14 protein-coding genes are annotated in these 18628 nt (G+C 58.7%); 4 read left to right on the forward strand and 10 right to left on the reverse strand.

Annotated elements, in window-relative coordinates; all coding sequences use genetic code 11:
* Positions 1-14: 14 nt before the first annotated feature.
* Positions 15-1505: a 4-alpha-glucanotransferase gene (gene malQ, locus GMET_RS12045; RefSeq protein WP_004514767.1), complete on the reverse strand. Its 1491-nt coding sequence runs from the start codon at positions 1503-1505 to the stop codon at positions 15-17.
* A gap of 141 nt (positions 1506-1646) precedes the next feature.
* Between malQ and GMET_RS18605 the strand changes: the two genes are divergently transcribed.
* Positions 1647-1811, forward strand: a complete 165-nt coding sequence (locus tag GMET_RS18605) for a hypothetical protein (RefSeq protein ID WP_004514766.1) — start codon at positions 1647-1649, stop codon at positions 1809-1811.
* Here GMET_RS18605 and ftsH read toward each other — a convergent pair.
* The 5 genes from ftsH to GMET_RS12070 form a co-directional block, all read right to left on the reverse strand.
* Positions 1805-3664: an ATP-dependent zinc metalloprotease FtsH gene (gene ftsH, locus GMET_RS12050; protein ID WP_004514765.1), complete on the reverse strand. Its 1860-nt coding sequence runs from the start codon at positions 3662-3664 to the stop codon at positions 1805-1807. The two genes, GMET_RS18605 and ftsH, sit on opposite strands and share 7 nt — an antisense overlap.
* 105 nt (positions 3665-3769) lie before the next feature.
* Positions 3770-4699 carry a CRISPR system precrRNA processing endoribonuclease RAMP protein Cas6 gene (gene cas6, locus GMET_RS12055; RefSeq protein WP_011366046.1) on the reverse strand — a complete coding sequence of 310 codons (930 nt, stop codon included), beginning with the start codon at positions 4697-4699 and terminating at the stop codon, positions 3770-3772.
* Positions 4700-4793: 94 nt separating this feature from the next.
* Entirely contained in the window at positions 4794-5531 is a 738-nt protein-coding gene (locus tag GMET_RS12060; RefSeq protein WP_035468608.1) for a succinate dehydrogenase/fumarate reductase iron-sulfur subunit, read from the reverse strand.
* A 17-nt stretch (positions 5532-5548) separates the two neighbouring features.
* Positions 5549-7462: a fumarate reductase/succinate dehydrogenase flavoprotein subunit gene (locus GMET_RS12065; protein ID WP_004512504.1), complete on the reverse strand. Its 1914-nt coding sequence runs from the start codon at positions 7460-7462 to the stop codon at positions 5549-5551.
* Positions 7463-7471: 9 nt separating this feature from the next.
* The gene (locus GMET_RS12070; RefSeq protein WP_011366047.1) at positions 7472-8134 is read right to left on the reverse strand and encodes a succinate dehydrogenase cytochrome b subunit; all 663 of its coding nucleotides are present in this window, start codon (positions 8132-8134) and stop codon (positions 7472-7474) included.
* Between the two features lie 584 nt (positions 8135-8718).
* Here GMET_RS12070 and tgt point away from each other — a divergent pair.
* Entirely contained in the window at positions 8719-9825 is a 1107-nt protein-coding gene (gene tgt, locus GMET_RS12075) for a tRNA guanosine(34) transglycosylase Tgt (protein WP_004512502.1), read from the forward strand.
* An 80-nt stretch (positions 9826-9905) separates the two neighbouring features.
* Positions 9906-10700: a nucleoside triphosphate pyrophosphohydrolase gene (gene mazG, locus GMET_RS12080; protein WP_004512501.1), complete on the forward strand. Its 795-nt coding sequence runs from the start codon at positions 9906-9908 to the stop codon at positions 10698-10700.
* 330 nt (positions 10701-11030) lie between these two features.
* Here mazG and murJ read toward each other — a convergent pair whose 3' ends face one another.
* The 4 genes from murJ to GMET_RS12100 all read right to left on the reverse strand — a co-directional run bounded on the left by murJ (position 11031) and on the right by GMET_RS12100 (position 16077).
* Positions 11031-12596 (reverse strand): murein biosynthesis integral membrane protein MurJ, encoded by a 1566-nt coding sequence (gene murJ, locus GMET_RS12085; RefSeq protein WP_004512500.1) that lies wholly within the window; start codon positions 12594-12596, stop codon positions 11031-11033.
* A gap of 59 nt (positions 12597-12655) precedes the next feature.
* On the reverse strand, positions 12656-14776 hold the full coding sequence (locus GMET_RS12090; protein ID WP_004512499.1) for a thioredoxin domain-containing protein: 2121 nt from the start codon (positions 14774-14776) through the stop codon (positions 12656-12658).
* Positions 14777-14868: 92 nt separating this feature from the next.
* Positions 14869-15219 carry a YtxH domain-containing protein gene (locus tag GMET_RS12095; RefSeq protein ID WP_004512498.1) on the reverse strand — a complete coding sequence of 117 codons (351 nt, stop codon included), beginning with the start codon at positions 15217-15219 and terminating at the stop codon, positions 14869-14871.
* 54 nt (positions 15220-15273) lie between these two features.
* Complete coding sequence (locus GMET_RS12100) at positions 15274-16077, reverse strand: tetratricopeptide repeat protein (protein WP_004512497.1); 804 nt, start codon at positions 16075-16077, stop codon at positions 15274-15276.
* Between the two features lie 162 nt (positions 16078-16239).
* Between GMET_RS12100 and ptsP the strand changes: the two genes are divergently transcribed.
* Positions 16240-18594, forward strand: coding sequence for a phosphoenolpyruvate--protein phosphotransferase (gene ptsP / locus GMET_RS12105; protein WP_011366048.1), 2355 nt, complete (start codon positions 16240-16242; stop codon positions 18592-18594).
* Positions 18595-18628 lie beyond the last annotated feature (34 nt).

The raw sequence follows: 18628 nt of genomic DNA on the forward strand, positions 1-18628 counted from the left end.
TACCAGGAGTAGAGCTATTCTCCCCGCTTTCTCCCAAAGAGCGTCGTCAATTCGTGGAGCCGTTCAGCATGCTTCTCCGCCAATGCCCCAGCAGTGAAGCGCCACGACCAGTTGCCGCGGGGGGTTCCCGGAAGGTTCATCCGGGCGGATCCATCGAGGCCGAGGATATCCTGAAGGGGGAAAATCGCCAGATCGGCTACCGACGCAAGGCCAAGCCGTACCAGTTCCCAGTGAATCTCCTTGCCGGAGGTACCCGTGTAGGCAAGGACACCCTTGCGGTTGTGAGGGGAAAGTGTTTTGAACCAGCCGACGGTGGTGTCATTATCGTGGGTACCGGTGTAGGTTACGCAGCCAGGGATGTAGTTGTGGGGGAGATAAGGATTCCCCGGGCCGGAATCGAAGGCGAACTGGAGGATTTTCATGCCGGGGAAACGATAACGGTCCCTGAGTTCCTCCACTTCCGGCGTGATCACTCCCAAATCCTCGGCGATGATGGGGAGTTGCCCCAGGGCACCGATGACGGCGTCGAAAAGGGGAGCCCCCGGCCCCTTGACCCATTGGCCGTTGACGGCGGTTTTTTCCTTGGCCGGCACCTCCCAGCATGCCTCGAAGCCCCGGAAGTGGTCGATTCGGACCATGTCGCACAGGGCGAAACAGCTGCGGAACCGCTCGATCCACCAGCGATATCCCTCGGCGGCCATGGCGTCCCAGTTGTAGAGGGGGTTGCCCCACCGCTGACCGGTCTCACTGAAGTAGTCGGGGGGGACCCCGGCAACGACCGTAGGCTTTCCCTTCTCGTCCAGCTTGAAAAGATGGGGCGCGCTCCAGACGTCAGCCGAGTCAAAGGCGACAAAGATTGGGATGTCACCGACAATGCCGATCCCCTTGCCGTTGGCATACTCCCTGATATGGCGCCATTGACGGTAAAATTGCCACTGGGCGTACTTCTGCTCTCCAATGGCCACACCGAGCCGAACCGAATACTTCTCCAGGGCCGCCGGCTCCCTGCGGGCGATCTCCTTGGGCCAGGAGGTCCAGCTCTTCCCCCCGAAATGCTCCTTGAGCGCCATGAAGAGGGCGTAGTCGTGGAGCCAAGGGGTTGTGTCGCAGAAATGCCAGTACTCCTCCTTCCGCTCACGGTCGCCAAAGGCGTAAAAATGGGCGGCCGCCGCCTTCAGCAGGGGAATTCTGTAATTTTCCGCCAGGGCGAAATCGACGTATTCCGCAGGGAACACGGGGACCGGCGCGCTTTCATCCAGGTCTCCCTCGTCCACAAGGGCAGCAAGATCAATAAGAAGCGGATTCCCCGCAAAGGCCGAATAGCATGAGTAGGGTGAGTTGCCGTAAGCGGCCGGACCGAGGGGGAGAATCTGCCAGAGGCTCTGGCCGGCGGCTTCAAGGAAATCGATAAAGTGTCTGCACTCTTTGCCGAGAGATCCAATCCCCCCCGGACCGGGAAGAGATGTGGGATGAAGGAGGATGCCGCTTTTTCGCCGATGATGCATTGGTACCTCTTTTCCGTTAAAAGCGTTGCCAACGGGGCTCTCAATTATATACAGTAAACCTTGACAGAGTCGGGCAGGTAGTCCCGTGAGCCAGTTTCAGTCGGTGCATCGAAAAAATTTCCGTCAAGGAGCACCCCTACCATGGAAACCATCAAGACCGCCCTCTTCGAAACCCTGATGGAGAGTGCCGTACCCGACGGCGACAACGGCTATATCTTCACCCTGGAAGGAAAGACCTACCGGATCAGGGACACCCTGGAGATATCCAAAATCGCCCAGGACCACGGCTACATCATAATTTACTGACGCTCCGCCAGACCGAGCAACCCATTGATCCGCTTTCCGTCAAGGGTTTCCTCCTCAATGAGGGCCTCTACGAGGATATCGAGCTTGTCCCGATTCCCAGTGATGATCTCTTCGGCTTTGGCCTCGGCCTCCTTGATGACGACAGCGATTTCCTGATCAATGAGCCACGCCATCTGCTCGGAAAAGGTCTTCTCCTCCGCCAGCTTGCGCCCGAGAAAGGGATGTTCCTCGCCGCGCCGGAAGGTCATGGCGCCGATCTTGTCGCTCATTCCCCACTGACAGACCATCTTCTCCGCCAGATCGTTCACCATCTTGAGATCGTTCTGGGCTCCCGTCGAGAGATCGCCGAAGACGAGCCGCTCTGCTACCCTCCCTCCAAGGGCCACGGAAAGCCGGTTCACGAGATACGTCTTCGAGTAGTGGTAGCGGTCGTCCTCGGGAAGCTGCTGCGTCACCCCCAGAGCCTGCCCCCGCGGGATGATCGTCACCTTGTGGACCGGATCGGTGCCGGGAAGCAGCTTGGCCACCAGCGTGTGGCCCGCTTCGTGGTAAGCGGTAATCCGCTTCTCCTGGTCGGTGATGTACATCTTCCGCTCCCCGCCCATGAGAACCTTGTCCTTGGCCCTTTCCAGGTGTTCCATGGTAACCGTGGAGGAATTCTCCCGCGCCGCCAGTATTGCTGCCTCGTTCACAAGGTTCTCCAGGTCCGCGCCGGTCATCCCCGGCGTCCCCCGGGCAATCACCGCCAGGGACACATCTTTGTCCATGGGAATCTTACGGGTATGGACCTGGAGTATCTTTTCCCGGTCCCGCCAGTCGGGCCGATCGATCACCACGTGCCGGTCGAAGCGGCCTGGACGGAGCAACGCTGCATCGAGGACATCGGGGCGGTTGGTAGCCGCCATGACGATGACCTCATCATGGGGATCGAAGCCATCCATCTCCGAGAGAAGCTGATTCAGGGTCTGCTCCCGCTCGTCATGGCCTCCACCGAGGCCGGCTCCGCGACTCCGGCCAACGGCATCAATCTCGTCAATGAATATAATGCTCGGCGCCGACTTCTTGGCCGTGGCAAAGAGGTCCCGCACTCTCCCCGCCCCGACGCCAACAAACATCTCAATGAACTGAGATGCGGTGATACTGAGAAACGTCACGCCCGCCTCTCCGGCAACAGCCCGGGCAAGAAGCGTCTTCCCTGTTCCGGGAGGGCCGACCAGCAGAACCCCCTTCGGCACCTTTCCCCCAATCTGCTGAAACTTTTTCGGGTCCCGCAAGTAGTCGACAATCTCTCTCAACTCCAACTTGGCATTTTCCATGCCTGCCACGTCGTCGAACGTCACCCTGCTCTTTTCACCCGGGGTATACATCTGTGCCCCGGACTTGGCAAATCCCCCCATCATCGCGCCGGGGCTCTGCCCCCGCATCCCCCTCATGGCGAGCCACCAGACACCAATGATGAGAATCCAGGGGAGCAGATAGAGAAGTCCGCTCAAGAGGGGTGAGACCTCAGTTGTAACAGCAGTAACATCCACCTTCTTGCTTTGTAAATCGGCCATGAGGCTTGGGTCCTCAATGGCTGGCTTTATTGTAGTAAACTGGGTGATGTCCCGAACAACCGGTTTTCCGGAAGCCGAATCGGTCAGCGGTACCTTGTTCCTGAACTCTCCGCTGATCGAATTGCCCTTAAGGCTAATCTTCTTGATGTTGTCAGCGGCCAATTCATCCTTGAAACGACTATACGAAATGGAAACCCCACCCTCGGCAGTCTGCCGGGCGAAGTATCCATAGACAAAGTTGAATACAATAATGAGTACAAATACCAATATCAGTGGTTTCCAGACAGACTGCCCCATGGGTGACTCCTTGACGCCGAAACTCGATTCTCGGTCAAGTTTCAGCAGATCATATCATTGCAATGTCAGTAAAGTGGTAACACACACTCCTTGATTTGCAAGGCATTACGGGCAATTAGCACCAATGGAGAAGCGACCGAGGCCGAACGCTGCGCCTTTACCCACATTAAGGAACTCGCCTAAGAGCAAAAACGGGATAAATTCCTCGGGCACGCTGCTCAATACCGCCTCTCCGGTCAATCCGGCGAGTTTTCTCCCCTGTTTGCCCCCACCCCATTCAACCCACTGAATCGAACTGCCCGATACGGTAACCGTCTCACAGAGGGACGCCAACCACCTAAAGTCCACCAAAATCTCGTCGTCGCAGTAATAGGAAGCAAGGGATGAAATTCGTCGTATGAGGGTGCGCATCAAAAGGGGGAAAGAAAAGGTACGACTCGGCCTGCCATCCTGCATAATCTTCAGTGGCGTGAGCAGTCGGAGGGTCACGTCGCCCGAAACGTCCACCCAACGCGTGTCACAGAGCCCCTCGGACGTCAGGAGGGTGAGGGATTCTGCAAACCCGGCCGAGTGATCTGCCGCATAAATAAGGTAAGGCTCCCCACGATAGCCTAGGGATTCGACACGCTCCACGATAGCAGCCAATTCGTCTCTCTGGTCGTGTTTGGAGCAAAGAAGCTTAAGAGAATCCAGAAACTCAGTAACGAAACGTGTCGCCGTTCCCAGGAGAGCAAGACGGATCTCGAACAGAGTGTCTGATTTCTGCTGACTGGGAATTACCGGAAATGAGAATGCAAAGGGAAGAGGGGGTTTCTGATGTCTCTTGACCGTCGCCGGATCTGAACTCAGGGCTTGGGCAAAGACGATTCGATACGGGCACTCATTACGGCGGTTGCACAGAACACATTCCTCCTCCGCGCAACCCACCACCCGCCGGAACGATCTCTGAAATCCATCACGAATGCGAAACAAAAGATACGGGTCAGATATGTCCTCGGCCAGACGGATCGTTATCCGCAGAACTGCAATGGTCATACTTACTCCCCTATCAAAAAAAAATGGGGCGGATCGTTAAATCCGCCCCATCGCTCCGTGCCATTGCACGGCTTCATAATGAGTCAGGGCATCGCTAGAAGAGGGACTTCAGGTATTCCCTATTCAAGGTCGCGATGAATTTGACATTGATACCCTTCGGGCAGGCAGCCTGACACTCATAGTGGTTGGTGCAGTTGCCGAAGCCACACTCCTGAAGGGCGCCCGTCATTTCCTGAACACGACGTTTCGCCTCGGCCTTGCCTTGGGGAAGGACCGCCAGTTGGGAAACCTTGGCAGAGGTAAAGAGCATGGCCGAACCGTTGGGGCAGCCTGCCACGCACGCCCCGCAACCGATGCACTCGGCAGCGTCCATGGCGTAGTCAGCGATATCCTTGGGAACTAGAAGAGCGTTGCCGTCGGCAACGCCACCGGTATGGGCAGAGGTGTAGCCACCAGCCTGGATGATCGTATCAAGGGCAGCACGGTCGACGACCAGATCCTTCACAATCGGGAATGCCCGGGCACGCCACGGCTCAATGTAAATGGTGTCGCCATCTTTGAACATCCGCATATGGAGTTGGCAGACGGTGGTGCGGTCCTGACCGCCGTGGGGAGCGCCATTGATGACCTGCGAGCACATGCCGCAAATACCTTCACGGCAGTCGTGGTCAAAGGCGATGGGGTCCTTGCCCGCCTTGATGAGATCTTCGTTCACCTCGTCGAGCATCTCAAGGAACGACTGATCAGGGCTGACATTCTTGGCCTCGTAGACCTCGAACTTTCCCGGATCTTTTGGGCCATTCTGGCGCCAAACATGGAGAGTAAGATTCATGGTATTATCGTGGCTCATTATTTGTAGCTCCTTATCGCCAGATGGACGTTTTCAAACTTCAGAGGTTCGATGTGGAGTTCAGGCTCTGCATTAGCCCCTTTGAACTCCCATGCAGCAGCGTGGCAGAAGTTTTCGTCGTCGCGCTTTGCTTCGCCGTCAGGCATCTGGTGCTCGACCCGGAAGTGACCACCACAGGACTCGTTACGGTAGAGGGCGTCGCGGGTCAGAAGCTCCCCGAATTCAAGGAAGTCAGCTACGCGACCGGCGTTCTCCAGGTCCTGGTTGAACTGGGCGCCAGAACCGCTGACCTTGACGTTCTTCCAGAATTCTTCACGAAGTGCGGGGATCTTCTTGAGGGCTTCCTTGCAGCTCTGCTCGCTGCGGGCCATGCCGACGTTCTCCCACATGATCCTGCCCAGCTCGCGGTGGAATTCGCTGACAGTCTTCTTCCCGTTGATCGACATGAGCTTCTTCAAGTTGTTATTTACATCGTCAACCGACTTCTTGCACTCGGGGTTATCGGCCTTGACCTTGCCCGGAGCCGTCTTGGCCAGATAGTTGGCGATGGTGTAGGGAATGACGAAGTAACCGTCGGCAAGACCCTGCATGAGGGCGCTGGCGCCAAGACGGTTCGCCCCGTGAACCGAGAAGTTTGCCTCGCCCAGAACGAAGAGACCGGGAACGTTGCTCTCGCAGTTGTAGTCAACCCAGAGACCACCCATTGAATAGTGGGGTGCCGGGTAGATACGCATCGGCACCTTGTAGCCATTCTCGTCGGTGATCTTCTCGTACATCTCGAAGAGGTTGCCGTACCGCTCGCGGATCGTGTCTTCACCGAGGCGCTTGATGGAAGCGGCGAAGTCAAGATAAACACCGCGACCACCCGGTCCAACGCCACGATCGTCGTCGCACTGCTCCTTAGCGGCGCGGGAGGCGATGTCACGGGGAGCCAGGTTACCGAAGCTCGGGTACTTCCGCTCGAGGTAATAGTCACGCTCTTCCTCGGGAATCTCCCCCGGCGCGCGCTTGTCGCCCTTCTTCTTGGGAGCCCAGCAACGGCCGTCGTTACGGAGCGACTCTGACATGAGAGTCAGCTTGGACTGCTTGTCACCATGCTGCGGAATACAGGTCGGGTGAATCTGTGTGTAGCAGGGGTTGGCAAAGAAGGCGCCTTTCCGGTGGGCCTTCCAGGCGGCGGTAACGCTGCACCCCATGGCGTTGGTGGAGAGGTAGAAGACGTTCACGTAGCCGCCGGTGCAGAGCACAACCGCGTCACCCACGTGGCTACGAATCTCGCCGGTAACCAGGTCACGGACTGTGATCCCCTTGGCCTCACCGTCAACAACGATCAGGTCAAGCATCTCGGTGCGGGGGAACATCTTGACGGTCCCTGCCTTGATCTGGCGGGCAAGGGCCGAGTAGGCGCCGAGCAGGAGCTGCTGCCCCGTTTGCCCCCGGGCGTAGAACGTACGGGAAACCTGGGCGCCGCCGAAGGAGCGGTTGTCCAGATAGCCGGCGTAGTCACGGGCAAAGGGAACACCTTGGGCCACGCACTGGTCGATGATGTTGTTGGAAACCTGGGCCAGACGCCAGACGTCGGCCTCGCGGGCACGGAAGTCGCCCCCCTTGATGGTGTCGTAGAAGAGACGGTAGATGCTGTCACCGTCGTTCGGGTAGTTCTTGGCGGCGTTGATCCCCCCTTGGGCAGCGATGGAGTGGGCGCGGCGGGGGCTATCCTGGTAGCAGAAAGCCTCGACATTGTAGCCGAGTTCACCGAGGGACGCGGCAGCGGCGCCGCCGGCAAGGCCGGTCCCAACGACAAGGATCTTGTACTTACGCTTGTTGGAGGGGTTAACCAGCTTCATGTCGAAGCGGTGCTTGTCCCATGTTTTCTCAATTGGTCCAGTCGGACATTTTCCGTCGAGTATCACTTGAACCCCCTAACCTTTCAGAATGCCGGTAACGATGACAAAAGGAATGGACGCATAGCCGAGGAGAAACACAACCGCAGCGACCTTACCAATCGTGGAGAAAACCGGGCGAGATTTGTGATTGTTCCATCCCATCGTCTGGAAGAAGCTCTGGATGCCGTGGGAGAGATGAAGGAACAGCACCACCATCGCGGCGATATAGAGAACTGCGATGATGCCGTGGGAGAAGCTGTTGGTCACCATGCCAAAGACATCGACACGACCGAGAGCGTCTACTCCAACCTTTATATCGGGAGTAGCACGTACAGTGAATTGGAGGAGATGGTAAAGAATGAATGCCAACAGAAGAAGCCCGGTGTAGAGCATACTTGTGCTCGACAGGGTAGCCTCCTTGAGATTCTTGACCGCGTATGTGTCGGGGTTGGCGGCACGGTTTTCAAGGCTCAACTGGACGCCGAAGAAAATATGGATGATCGCCACACAGAGTATAACAAGGCGAAAACCCCAGACCAGGGGGGGAAGTGCGTGGAGGTGCTCGGCATATGCGTTGATGCCGCCCGGAATGAAGATGGAGGAGTTACCAAGCAGATGGACGATAATAAACAGCACCAGAAACTGGCCGGTGATCGCCATCAGAACTTTTCTTCCAACAGTACTTGTGAACAGTTGCATAATGATTTCCCTTTGCGCGTATTCGTTGTTTAGAATTCGAAACATCGCCACCTGAAATCTCAACTTTAACGAAAGACTCAAGCGGCCTTACGGAGAAAACCTTTGAACCGGTTGCGGAGGCGCCCGCCATTCCTTACAATTGTCCATAGTTCCCCCCTGCAAGGATTTATAGTGAATCACAACATTGAGAACCATCAGAACAATGTTAATAATTATTAATTTTTTTCTGTATACTGTATACTAAACGCTGTTTTAGGAAAAAGCAATAAAAAAGTAGCTCTAAAGGGGACGCGAATGCTTCTCCCGCCTGAGATTGGAACGGCTTACAGAGATCTGAGCTGCTGGGAAGAAAGCATGATATCTGCATTCAAAGGGCCGGGACGGGATGGTCTATTCGTACGTAACCCAGCAACGAATCAGAGAATTTCACGGTACAACGCGGCATTGGCCATTTGCCAAAGCGCGGTTGCTTTTTAGTGCCTGTTCTGTTAACAATGCTGGCCAACCATGCAGATAAAAACAGGTCTCAACTGAGTAACCATTAATCTTCGGGCTTTGTAATCCAATTATTCAGAAAAGGCAACATGAAATTTACCCTCAATAAAAAGGACAGGAAGACCGCTGCCCGGCGGGGGACATTGGTAACGCCGCACGGCACTATCGAAACTCCTATCTTCATGCCGGTGGGCACCCACGCAGCCATGAAGGCAATGACACCGGTACAGGTGAAGGAGACCGGCGCCCAGATCATCCTCTCCAACACCTATCACCTTCATCTCCGTCCTGGCGAGGAACTGGTGGCGAAAGCCGGCGGACTCCACAGCTTCATGGCCTGGGACGGACCTATCCTGACCGACTCCGGCGGGTTCCAGGTCTTCTCGCTCCCCAACAAGCGGATAACCGAGGAAGGCGCCTACTTCAAGCATGAGGTTTCCGGCGAGGAGGTCTTTCTCGACCCGGCCAGAGCCATCGCCATCCAGGAAGACCTGGGCGCCGACATAATCATGGCTTTCGACGAGTGCATTCCCTACCCCTGCGACCGCAAGTACGCGGCTAAATCGACCCGAAAAACCCTCCGCTGGGCAGAGCAGTGCAAGAAAGCCCAGACACGGAAAGATCAGGCCCTGTTCGGCATCGTACAGGGAAGCGTCTTCGAGGATCTGCGCGCCATGTGCGCCAAAGAACTCGTGCAGATGGATTTCCCCGGCTACGCCATCGGCGGCGTCTCCGTCGGCGAGGGGCTGGATCTGCTAAAGAAAGTGGTGGAGTACACAGCGCCCTACCTGCCGGAAAACAAGCCCCGCTACCTCATGGGCGTTGGACTCCCCGAGGATATCCTCGAAAGTGTCGAGCGAGGGATGGACATGTTCGACTGTGTTATCCCAACCCGTTACGCACGCAGTGCCACCCTCTTTACAAACCGGGGAAAGATTCGCCTCACCAACCGCAAATACCGGCGCGACTTCTACCCCATCGAGCCGAACTGCACCTGTTACACCTGCCGGAACTTCACCAGGGCATACATCCATCATCTCTTCAACGCCAATGAAGTACTCTCCGCTATCCTTGCAAGCATTCACAACGTTCACTTCTATCTGAACATGATGGCGGAAATTCGCCGTGCAATCGAAGAGGGACGTTTTACAGACTATAAGCGGGAATTTCTGGAATCATACCTGAAGGGCGCTTAGAGAAGAGGTTTACATTTCAGCAATCAACGGGGCATCCAGGCGGATGCCCCGTTACGTTTCACGGACGGGAGAGAGTCGCCATGAAAAACGAGGGTGCGGGATTTGAAAGGATTATGGAGATCATGCGCCGGTTGAGGGGACCAGGGGGATGTCCCTGGGATGCGGAACAGACCCATGAGTCCCTCAAACGGTATCTTTTGGAAGAGGCTTATGAGGTGATTGAGGCGATTGACGCGGGGTCGGCGGCGATGCTCCGGGAGGAGTTGGGCGATCTGCTCCTCCAACCGGTATTCCACGCGGTGGTCGCTGAAGAGCGTGGCGCGTTCTCCATGGCGGAGGTGCTTGAAACGCTGGCTGAAAAACTGGTGAACCGCCACCCCCATGTTTTCGGCGATCAGGTCATAAAAACCAGCCAGGAGCAGTTGGAGAACTGGGAGCGCCTCAAGCAGCAAGAAAAGAAAGAAGAGCGGAAGTCAGCCCTGTCAGGGGTCCCCCCTCACCTCCCGGCCCTCATGAAGGCTCAGAAGGTAACCGAGAAGGCCGCGCGTGTCGGCTTCGACTGGTCTCACGTGGATGAAGTTTTTGCCAAAGTCATGGAGGAACTGCACGAGTTCGAGGAAACCATGCTCGCCGGCGACCAGGAACGGATGGAGGCTGAACTGGGGGATCTCCTCTTTGCCATCGTGAATCTGGGGCGGTTTCTTGCCATCGACCCCGAGGAGGCGCTTCGCAAGACCATCACCCGCTTTACGGGGCGTTTCGGCCACATCGAGGAAACCCTCCACGGTCGTGGCGTCTCGCTGAAAGATGCCTCCCTGGCCGAGATGGAAGCTCTCTGGAAAGAAGCGAAACGGATGGAACACGGGGGAGAATGAGAAGGTTGCTGCAACTCTTTGTTACGTTTTTTCAACGCTGTAACCGATTTTCCACACTTTCTGTGGATAACCTGTGAACAACGGTGTTGACAATTGTATAAACGGATACAGTATCGAATGGTTTTCGCTTCTTGCCCACTTTTTAATCACACTATAACCATTTGATTTATATATACTTTATCCTTTATGGCCACAATTCGACACGTTAGTAAACCGAAGCACTCCGCCAAGTCCTTTTCAGCTGTGCGGCAACACTATCCCTGTTCATAATTGCGTGTAATCCCGCCTTTGCGACACGCCCCCCGGAGAGCGTCCCCGCACACGGAACGATCACCGTCCCAACCTCCTCCGGACCTGGCTCACCACCTCACGGGCCTCGTCGCACCGGAGCACGTGTGCAACCGTCATAAAAATCGCCACCCCCACGCCAATCGACCCCAGAAGCACACAAGCCTTGACGATCTTCCCTCCCGGTGCCGCCCAATCGGTCAGCCTCATCCCCCAGAAGACGACAAGCGCCATGGGAATGGCGGCCAGGAAGGCCTTGAGACCGGAGATGACGATCCTCCGCCCGCCGAAGGGACCGATCTTCCGCCGCAGGAACCAGAGGAGAAGTCCCATGTTGCCCAGGGCGGAGAAGGATGAGGCGAGGGCGAGCCCTCCGTGCTTCAACGGCCCCATGAGGAGAAGGCTGAAGGCCACATTGAGCACAAAAGCGACAAAGGCAATGGCTACCGGCGTCTTCGTGTCCTTCATGGCATAGAAGGCGGGAACCAGTACCCGCACCAGAGCCACCAGAGACAGCCCCAGGGAGTAGTAGCAAAGGGCCTCGGCCGAACTTGACGCCTTGGCGTAATCGAACTCCCCCCCCATGAAAAGGAGGCTGAAGATGGGGGTCGCACAGACCATGAGCCCGGCGGTGGCCGGAATGGTGACGAAGAGGGTGAGCCGTACTCCAAAAGAGAGGGACTCCTTGAGCTGGTCAATCTCCCCCGCGGCTGCCTGGCGGCTCATGGAAGGAAGGACTGCCTGGGCCACGGACACGGTAAAAATCCCTTGAGGGAACTCGAAGAGACGCTGGGCATAGTAGAGATAGGAAACGCTCCCCTGGGGAAGGAGGGAGGCAAGGATGTTGCCGACGGTGATATTCAGGTAGTAGACGCCGACGCCGAAGACCGAGGGCCCCATGAGAAGAGCGATCTTGCGCACCGCCGGGTGCCCCGGGTTGAAGCGGGGGCGGATGGGGAACCCCTTGCGCCAGAGGGTCGGGAGCTGCAGCGCCAACTGGAGAAAACCCCCGATGATGACGCCGATTGCCAGGGCCGTGATGGGGACCTGGAAGCGGTCGTGGAGAAGCCACGCGCAGAGAATCATGGAGATATTGAGGAAGACCGTGGATATGGCCGGGGTGAAAAAGTGCCGGACGGTATTGAGTATCCCCATGCAGAGGGCCACGAGGCTCACGAAGAAGATATAGGGGAACATGAGCCGGTTCAGGAACACGGTCAGCTCGAACTTGGCGGGTTCCACCCTGAAGCCGGGGAACATGAGGGAGACAATGGCCGGCGAAAGGATAATCCCGGCCAGGGTCACCGCCGCCATGACAATGGTGAGGAGAGTGAAACAGGCGTTGGCCAGTTCCCGCGCCTCCTCCTCACCCTTCTGGGTGAGCCATTCGGAGAACGTGGGGACAAAGGCGGAGGTGAGGGCTCCCTCGGCGAAGAAACGGCGGAGCATGTTCGGTATCTGGAACGCGGCAAAGAAGGCGTCGGTGGCAAGGCCGGCCCCGAAGAGGCGCGAAACCACCATATCGCGCACCATTCCCATGATGCGCGACAGGATCGTGGCAAGGCCCAACACACCGGCGGCCCGGGCGATCTGCTTTTTTTCGGACATTGGTTCACCTGGATGTATGACGTCGAGGGGAGGTTATTATCACAAACAGAGCGGAGGAGTCACGGTTTTTGCTGAGGTGGAGGATAGCCCTCGTCCAGGACCCGATCGAGAATCCCCCCCAGTGCGGCAGGGGATTCGACGGGGATGTGGCAGGCGCCGGCAGCGCAGACCTGGGCTGTCGCCCGCCGACCCTGGTCCGGCTCCCCTCTCAGGACAAAGCCCGGAATGAATCTTTTTCCGATCTCAGCGAGCATACCCTGAACCTTGCCACGAGATCCGCCGCTTATGGCAACCTCCACCTGCGGCCCCCGGAGGAGGTCAAGGGCCATGAGGGTCTGGAGATGGGCGACAGGCTGACGCCCGGCTCCGGCCATGAAGGCACGGATGATTTCCTCTCCCGCCTCGACGAAGCGCTCCTCGTCGGCCATTCTGCCGAGCCGGACGAGCCCGGTTGCCGCCAGGCCGTTCCCCGACGGCATGACGCCGTCATAGTCCACCCGGCTCCGCATGAGGACCGTCTCGGCATCGTTTCCCGTGTCGTAGAGCCCCCTGTCTTCGCCGGAAAAGAGCCGGAGCATGTCACGGGCCAGGGAGCAGGCCTCTTCCCGGTACCGTGGATCCAGGGTCGCGTCATGGAGGGCCAGGAGCCCGTGAAGAAGGGCAGCGTAGTCTTCAAGGAAGGCCGGCACCTCCCCTTCCCCCCGGTGGATGCTCCTGAGGAGCCGTCCGTCGGCCCGGCGCAGATCCCGAAGGATACGAACAAGCGCGGCCTCCGCCGCCACGAGGAACCGCTCCCCGCCCCCGGCAAGGAAGAGCCGCGCCAGGGCCGCGATCATGAGCCCGTTCCAGGCGGTCACGATCTTTTCGTCCCTGAAGGGGCGCTCCCTTTTCGCCCGCTCCGCCAGCAGCAGTAACCGCCACCCTTCAACCTTCTCCTCGAGATTTTCGGGAGACATTCCCTCCCGCTGCGCGAACTCATGGAGCAGGACCGGCAGATTGAGAATGTTCGCCCCCTCGAAATTCCCCTTCCCGGTCACGTCGAACAGGCGGCAGAAGAGCTCCCCCTCCGTTTCGCCAAGGACAGACCGTACCTGGGCGGGGGTCCAGAGGTAGTACCGCCCCTCCTCTCCCTCGGTGTCCGCATCGAGGGCCGAATAGAAACCCCCTTCCGGCGCAGCCAACTCGCGAAGAACAAAATCGCAGAGTTGCTCCGCCATCTCCCGCAAGGATTCCTGCCCCGTGGCCTGAAACGCCTCCACTGCCGCCATGGCTACCAGGGCCTGGTCGTAGAGCATCTTCTCGAAGTGGGGGACGAGCCAGCGGCTGTCGACACTGTAGCGGTGAAGGCCGAAGCCGAGCTGATCAAAGATCCCGCCCCGGCGCAACGCCTCCAGGGTTGCCACGACCATGACGGTGGCCCCGGGATCGCCGAATCGCCGACCATAGCGGAGGAGAAACGAGAGGTTGAGGGGCATGGGGAATTTAGGCGCCTGGCCGAAACCGGCATTGACCGGGTCGAACATGCCGGCCAACTGGCTCCGGGCAGCCCGGAGCGGCTCAGCGCCGGGTATCTCTCCGGGCTTCGCAACGGACAGGTTCCGGAGGCTGTCGAGGATGGCGGTGCAGTTCTGGTGCACCAGTTCCCGGCGCGTTTTCCAGACCTCGGCGATGCGACCGAGGATTTCCACGAGCCCCGGCATCCCTCCCCGTGAATGTTTGGGGATGTACGTGGCGACAAAAAAGGGTTCCCGGTCGGGGGTCATGCAGACGGTGAGGGGCCAGCCGCCGCTGCCGTTCATGAGCTGGGCCACCCGCATGTAGGTGTCGTCGATGTCGGGCCGTTCCTCCCGGTCCACCTTGATGGCCACGAAGTCCCGGTTCAGCACCGCTGCCACCTCATGGTCCCCGAAGGACTCGTGGGCCATCACATGGCACCAGTGGCAGGTGGCGTAGCCGATGGAGAGAAAGACCGGTTTGTCCTCTGCCCGGGCGCGGGCAAAGGCCTCGTCCCCCCACTCGTACCACGCCACGGGATTGTCGGCATGCTGGAGAAGATAGGGGCTCGAGGCGAACACGAGCCTGTTGAACCCGGGCCCGCCGTCAGGGGGAAGGGCGTCGCGATCCGCCGAAACTATCCGTTTGAGCCGTGCCTCCCCTCCGTTGGATGTGTGCTCCTTCATGGCACCCTCCGCAATCACCTCGTCAGAGCGTCACAAAAAACGAAAGGCGGAGTGAGCACCCCGCCTTTCCCGTCAGACCTGTCGCGGCAACTCTACCCCAGCATCCTGGCAAGCCGCGACTTTTCCTTCTCCAGTCGATCCTTCCCTTCCTCGAAGGCCTTGATCAGGTCCTTTTTCACGTCTTGGGAAATCTCTTTGCCCCGGGCCAGGATATCCTGGGTCTTGTCGTTCAGGTTATCCACCACGTCGGTGACCTTGTCGGTGAAGTCCTCCACCATCTCCTCGGCTTCGCTCCGCGCCCGGCGCGCGATCTTCTTGATATCGCGGCGGGTCTTCTTTCCTGACTGGGGAGCAAAGAGCAGCGCGGCCCCGGCCCCGAGAATTCCACCGGCAATGAGCATCAGCGAGCCAACCATCAGCGTGTTGTTCTTGTCTTCGGACATGGATCATCCCTCCTTCCGGGAAATAATCTTCGTTAGAGACAATGGTACCGCACTTCAGCCATTAGTCGAGTCCACTTCCGCCCTGAGTCCTTCGAGCACTGCCTGCACCTCGGCAACGGTTTCCTTGGCCTGGGGAGACTTCTCGTGCCTGAGATAGAGTTCCAGGTACCTGATGGCGTCCTTGACCCGCTCGTTATCCATATAGAGGCTGCCAAGGGTGAGATACGACATGCTGAAGGCGGGGTCGAGCCGCACGGCCTCCAGGCACTCATGCTCGGCCTCATCGTGCTCGCCAAGGTCATAGTAAAGCTCACCCAGGTTGAAGTGGGCCGCGGCGTCGTCCGGGTCCAGTTCGATCCCCTTCTGGAAGGCGGCGATGGCTTTCTCGTGCTCGTCGAGGCCATACCAGGCATCGCCAAGGCCGTTGTAGGCAAAGACGTTGGCCGGGTCTATCTCAAGGGCCTTCTCGAAGGCCTTGATCGCCTTCTGGGTCCGCTCCAGGCTATTGTAAACAAGGCCGATGTTCACATGGGCATCGGAGTTGTCAGGGTCGAGCGCCACCACCCGCTGGTAGGCCGCCAGGGCCTCCTTGTACTGCCCCAGCTCGAACTTGATGTCTCCCACAGCGGTGAGGGCGTCGAGGTCATCGGGAGCAAGCTTCAGCCCCTTCTCGTATTCCTTGAGGGCGTCCTGGAGCTTCCCCTCCTCGCTCAATGCTTCTCCAAGGTAAAAGTACCCTTCGGCATTATCGGGTTCGCGCTCCACGCACTCCCTGAACTGCGCGGCGGCACCCGTGTAGTCGCCCGCCTCAGCGAGACTGATCCCCTTTGCCAGAAGTTCGTCGAACGTATCCGCCATGGTCCCTCTCCTTTTTCCCGGTATTCTTGGGGCACACTATACCAGAGGAATACGGGCGGCGCCACCGCCGCAGTCACAGAAGGATGATTTTCCCAACTCCGGACTTTCCATTGACCGATTCATGGCTTATAATTAAGTCACTTTATCGTCAAGGGCATCTACATGGCCGAAGAACAACTGGAGACGACCGGTCTGCGGACACTGGAGGATATCAGCACCCTCATCCTCAAATCCCACGACCTCCCCGACACCCTCGACAACATCGTCCATCTGGTTGCAAAACGGATCGGCACCGATGTCTGCTCCATCTACCTGCTGGAAGATGACGGCAAGACCCTCCGTCTCGCGGCCAGCAAGGGGCTTTCGAAAAGCTCCGTCGGCAAGATCACCATGCAGACCTCCGAAGGTCTCGCCGGTCTGGTAATCGAGACCAAAGGCTTGGTCACCGCCGACAACGCGCCGCTCCACCCCCGCTACAAGTATTTCCCCGAAACCCGCGAAGAACGGTTCAACTCCTTCCTCGGCATCCCCCTCATGCTGCGGGAGTCCCCCATGGGGGTCATCGTCATCCAGACCAGGGAATCGCGCACCTTCCAGCAGGAGGAGGTGAGCACCCTCACCACCATCGCCTACCAGATCTCCAGCATCGTCATCAACGCCAAGCTTCTGGATTCCATCCGCCTGAAGGAGGCGGAACGGGAGCGGCTCGAACGGGAACTGGAAAAATTCAAGGCCATCGGGGCGCCGGCGGGAGCGGAACCATCCGGTGACAAGCGCAAGCGGGAAAAACGTTCGCTCCTGCTGATGGGGACGCCGGTTTCAGCGGGTTTCTCCCGGGGCAGGGCCGTCATCATCGACCGCCGGGACGAACATGACGGGATGGGAGTGGCGACGGTGCGGTCGCGCCCCGAGGAGCGAAGCCGATTCCAGACCGCCCTCGAAAAGGCGAAGATAGAAACCATCTGCATGGAAAAAAGGGTAGCCGAACTCCTTTCCAAGGAGGATGCCGCCATCTTCCACACCCACCTGATGATCCTGGAAGATCGTGGGTTCATCGCCAAGGTCCACGACCTGATTGAGGAGGATTACGGTGCGGTACGGGCCGTGAATGAGGTGGTGGCCCATTACGTGAGCGCTTTCTCCCGGATGGAGGACCCTTATCTCAAGGAGCGCTCTGCCGACATGGAGGATATCCGGCGCAGGATCATCGCCTTCCTGGACGGTTCGGGCCATGCGCGGCTCAGGCTGCGGGAGAAGCGGATCCTCGTGGCCCACGAGATACTTCCCTCGGACATGGCCACCCTCGACCACGAGAAGCTCCTGGGGATCGTCACCGAAAAGGGGGATCTCAACTCCCACGCCGCCATCATGGCCAAGTCCCTCGGCATACCGGCCGTGGTGGGGGTGGAGGGAATACTCCAGAAACTGGGGCTGCGGGATGAAGTGATCGTCGACGGCAACTCGGGACGCATCTACATCAACCCGAGCGAAAAGATAAAGGGTGAGTACGAGCGGCTGGAAATCGACTTCGGGGTCAGGAGGCGGGAGCTTGAGGGGTTGCGGGACCTGCCGGCGGTGACCCGGGACGGCGTGGACGTGGCGCTCAAGGCCAATATCGGCCTCTTGAGCGACATCCGGGTGGCCCTCGCCAATGGTGCCGAGGGGGTGGGGCTCTACCGGACCGAGTTTCCGTACATGACCCGCTCCGCCTTTCCGACCCGCAGCGAGCTCGTCGGACTCTACCGCAAGGTGCTGGAAGGCTTCGCTCCCCATCCGGTCACCATCCGCACCCTCGACATCGGGGGGGACAAGACGCTTCCCTACTTCCCCATGGCAGCGGAGGACAACCCCTTCATGGGATGGCGCTCCATCCGGGTGTCTTTGGAGCGGGAGGACATCTTCCGGGTCCAGTTGGCGGGGATCCTCCTGGCCTCGCTCCACGGCAAGGCCAGGATAATGTTCCCCATGGTGTCGAGCATCGCCGAGATCTGGCAGATCAAAAAGATCCTCGGGGAGGTGCGCGAGGAACTGGCCCACGAAGGGCAGACCTTCGACCCCGATATCAGCTTCGGGATCATGGTGGAACTGCCAGCTGCCGTGCAGACCGCCCACATCCTCGTGAACGAGGTCGACTTCTTCAGCATCGGCACCAACGATCTGATCCAGTACACCATGGCGGCCGACCGGAACAACCCGAAGGTGCGCCGATACTATGACTCCTGCCAGCCGGCGGTCCTCCACTCCATCAAACGGGTGGTGGACGTGGCCCTGGCGACCGGAAAGCCGGTGTCGGTATGCGGCGAGATGGCCGCCGACCCGGTCATGGCCATCCTCCTGGTGGGAATGGGCATCCGCGAACTGAGCCTGTCGGCCCCCTCCATCCCGGTGGTCAAGCAGGCCATCCGCTCCGTGGATCTCCGCACGGCGCGGGAGATGGCGGACCGAGTGCTTTCCCTCGTCAGTTCCGGCGCCGTGCGTACCTACCTGGCAGAGACCCAGAACGCCCTGGGGCTCTGACCCCCCCAAAACCACTCTCCGAACAGCAGAAAAA

The organism is Geobacter metallireducens GS-15 (genome assembly GCF_000012925.1).
GTDB classification, from domain to species: Bacteria; Desulfobacterota; Desulfuromonadia; order Geobacterales; family Geobacteraceae; genus Geobacter; species Geobacter metallireducens.

What these genes read in the sequence shown, in the direction of transcription:
- GMET_RS18605 (WP_004514766.1), top strand. Translation starts at nt 1,647, where the DNA reads ATGGAAACCATCAAGACCGCCCTCTTCGAAACCCTGATGGAGAGTGCC.
- ftsH (WP_004514765.1), bottom strand. Translation starts at nt 3,664, where the DNA reads ATGGGGCAGTCTGTCTGGAAACCACTGATATTGGTATTTGTACTCATT.
- murJ (WP_004512500.1), bottom strand. Translation starts at nt 12,596, where the DNA reads ATGTCCGAAAAAAAGCAGATCGCCCGGGCCGCCGGTGTGTTGGGCCTT.
- cas6 (WP_011366046.1), bottom strand. Translation starts at nt 4,699, where the DNA reads ATGACCATTGCAGTTCTGCGGATAACGATCCGTCTGGCCGAGGACATA.
- GMET_RS12070 (WP_011366047.1), bottom strand. Translation starts at nt 8,134, where the DNA reads ATGCAACTGTTCACAAGTACTGTTGGAAGAAAAGTTCTGATGGCGATC.
- tgt (WP_004512502.1), top strand. Translation starts at nt 8,719, where the DNA reads ATGAAATTTACCCTCAATAAAAAGGACAGGAAGACCGCTGCCCGGCGG.
- GMET_RS12100 (WP_004512497.1), bottom strand. Translation starts at nt 16,077, where the DNA reads ATGGCGGATACGTTCGACGAACTTCTGGCAAAGGGGATCAGTCTCGCT.
- ptsP (WP_011366048.1), top strand. Translation starts at nt 16,240, where the DNA reads ATGGCCGAAGAACAACTGGAGACGACCGGTCTGCGGACACTGGAGGAT.
- GMET_RS12060 (WP_035468608.1), bottom strand. Translation starts at nt 5,531, where the DNA reads ATGAATCTTACTCTCCATGTTTGGCGCCAGAATGGCCCAAAAGATCCG.
- mazG (WP_004512501.1), top strand. Translation starts at nt 9,906, where the DNA reads ATGAAAAACGAGGGTGCGGGATTTGAAAGGATTATGGAGATCATGCGC.
- GMET_RS12090 (WP_004512499.1), bottom strand. Translation starts at nt 14,776, where the DNA reads ATGAAGGAGCACACATCCAACGGAGGGGAGGCACGGCTCAAACGGATA.
- GMET_RS12095 (WP_004512498.1), bottom strand. Translation starts at nt 15,219, where the DNA reads ATGTCCGAAGACAAGAACAACACGCTGATGGTTGGCTCGCTGATGCTC.
- malQ (WP_004514767.1), bottom strand. Translation starts at nt 1,505, where the DNA reads ATGCATCATCGGCGAAAAAGCGGCATCCTCCTTCATCCCACATCTCTT.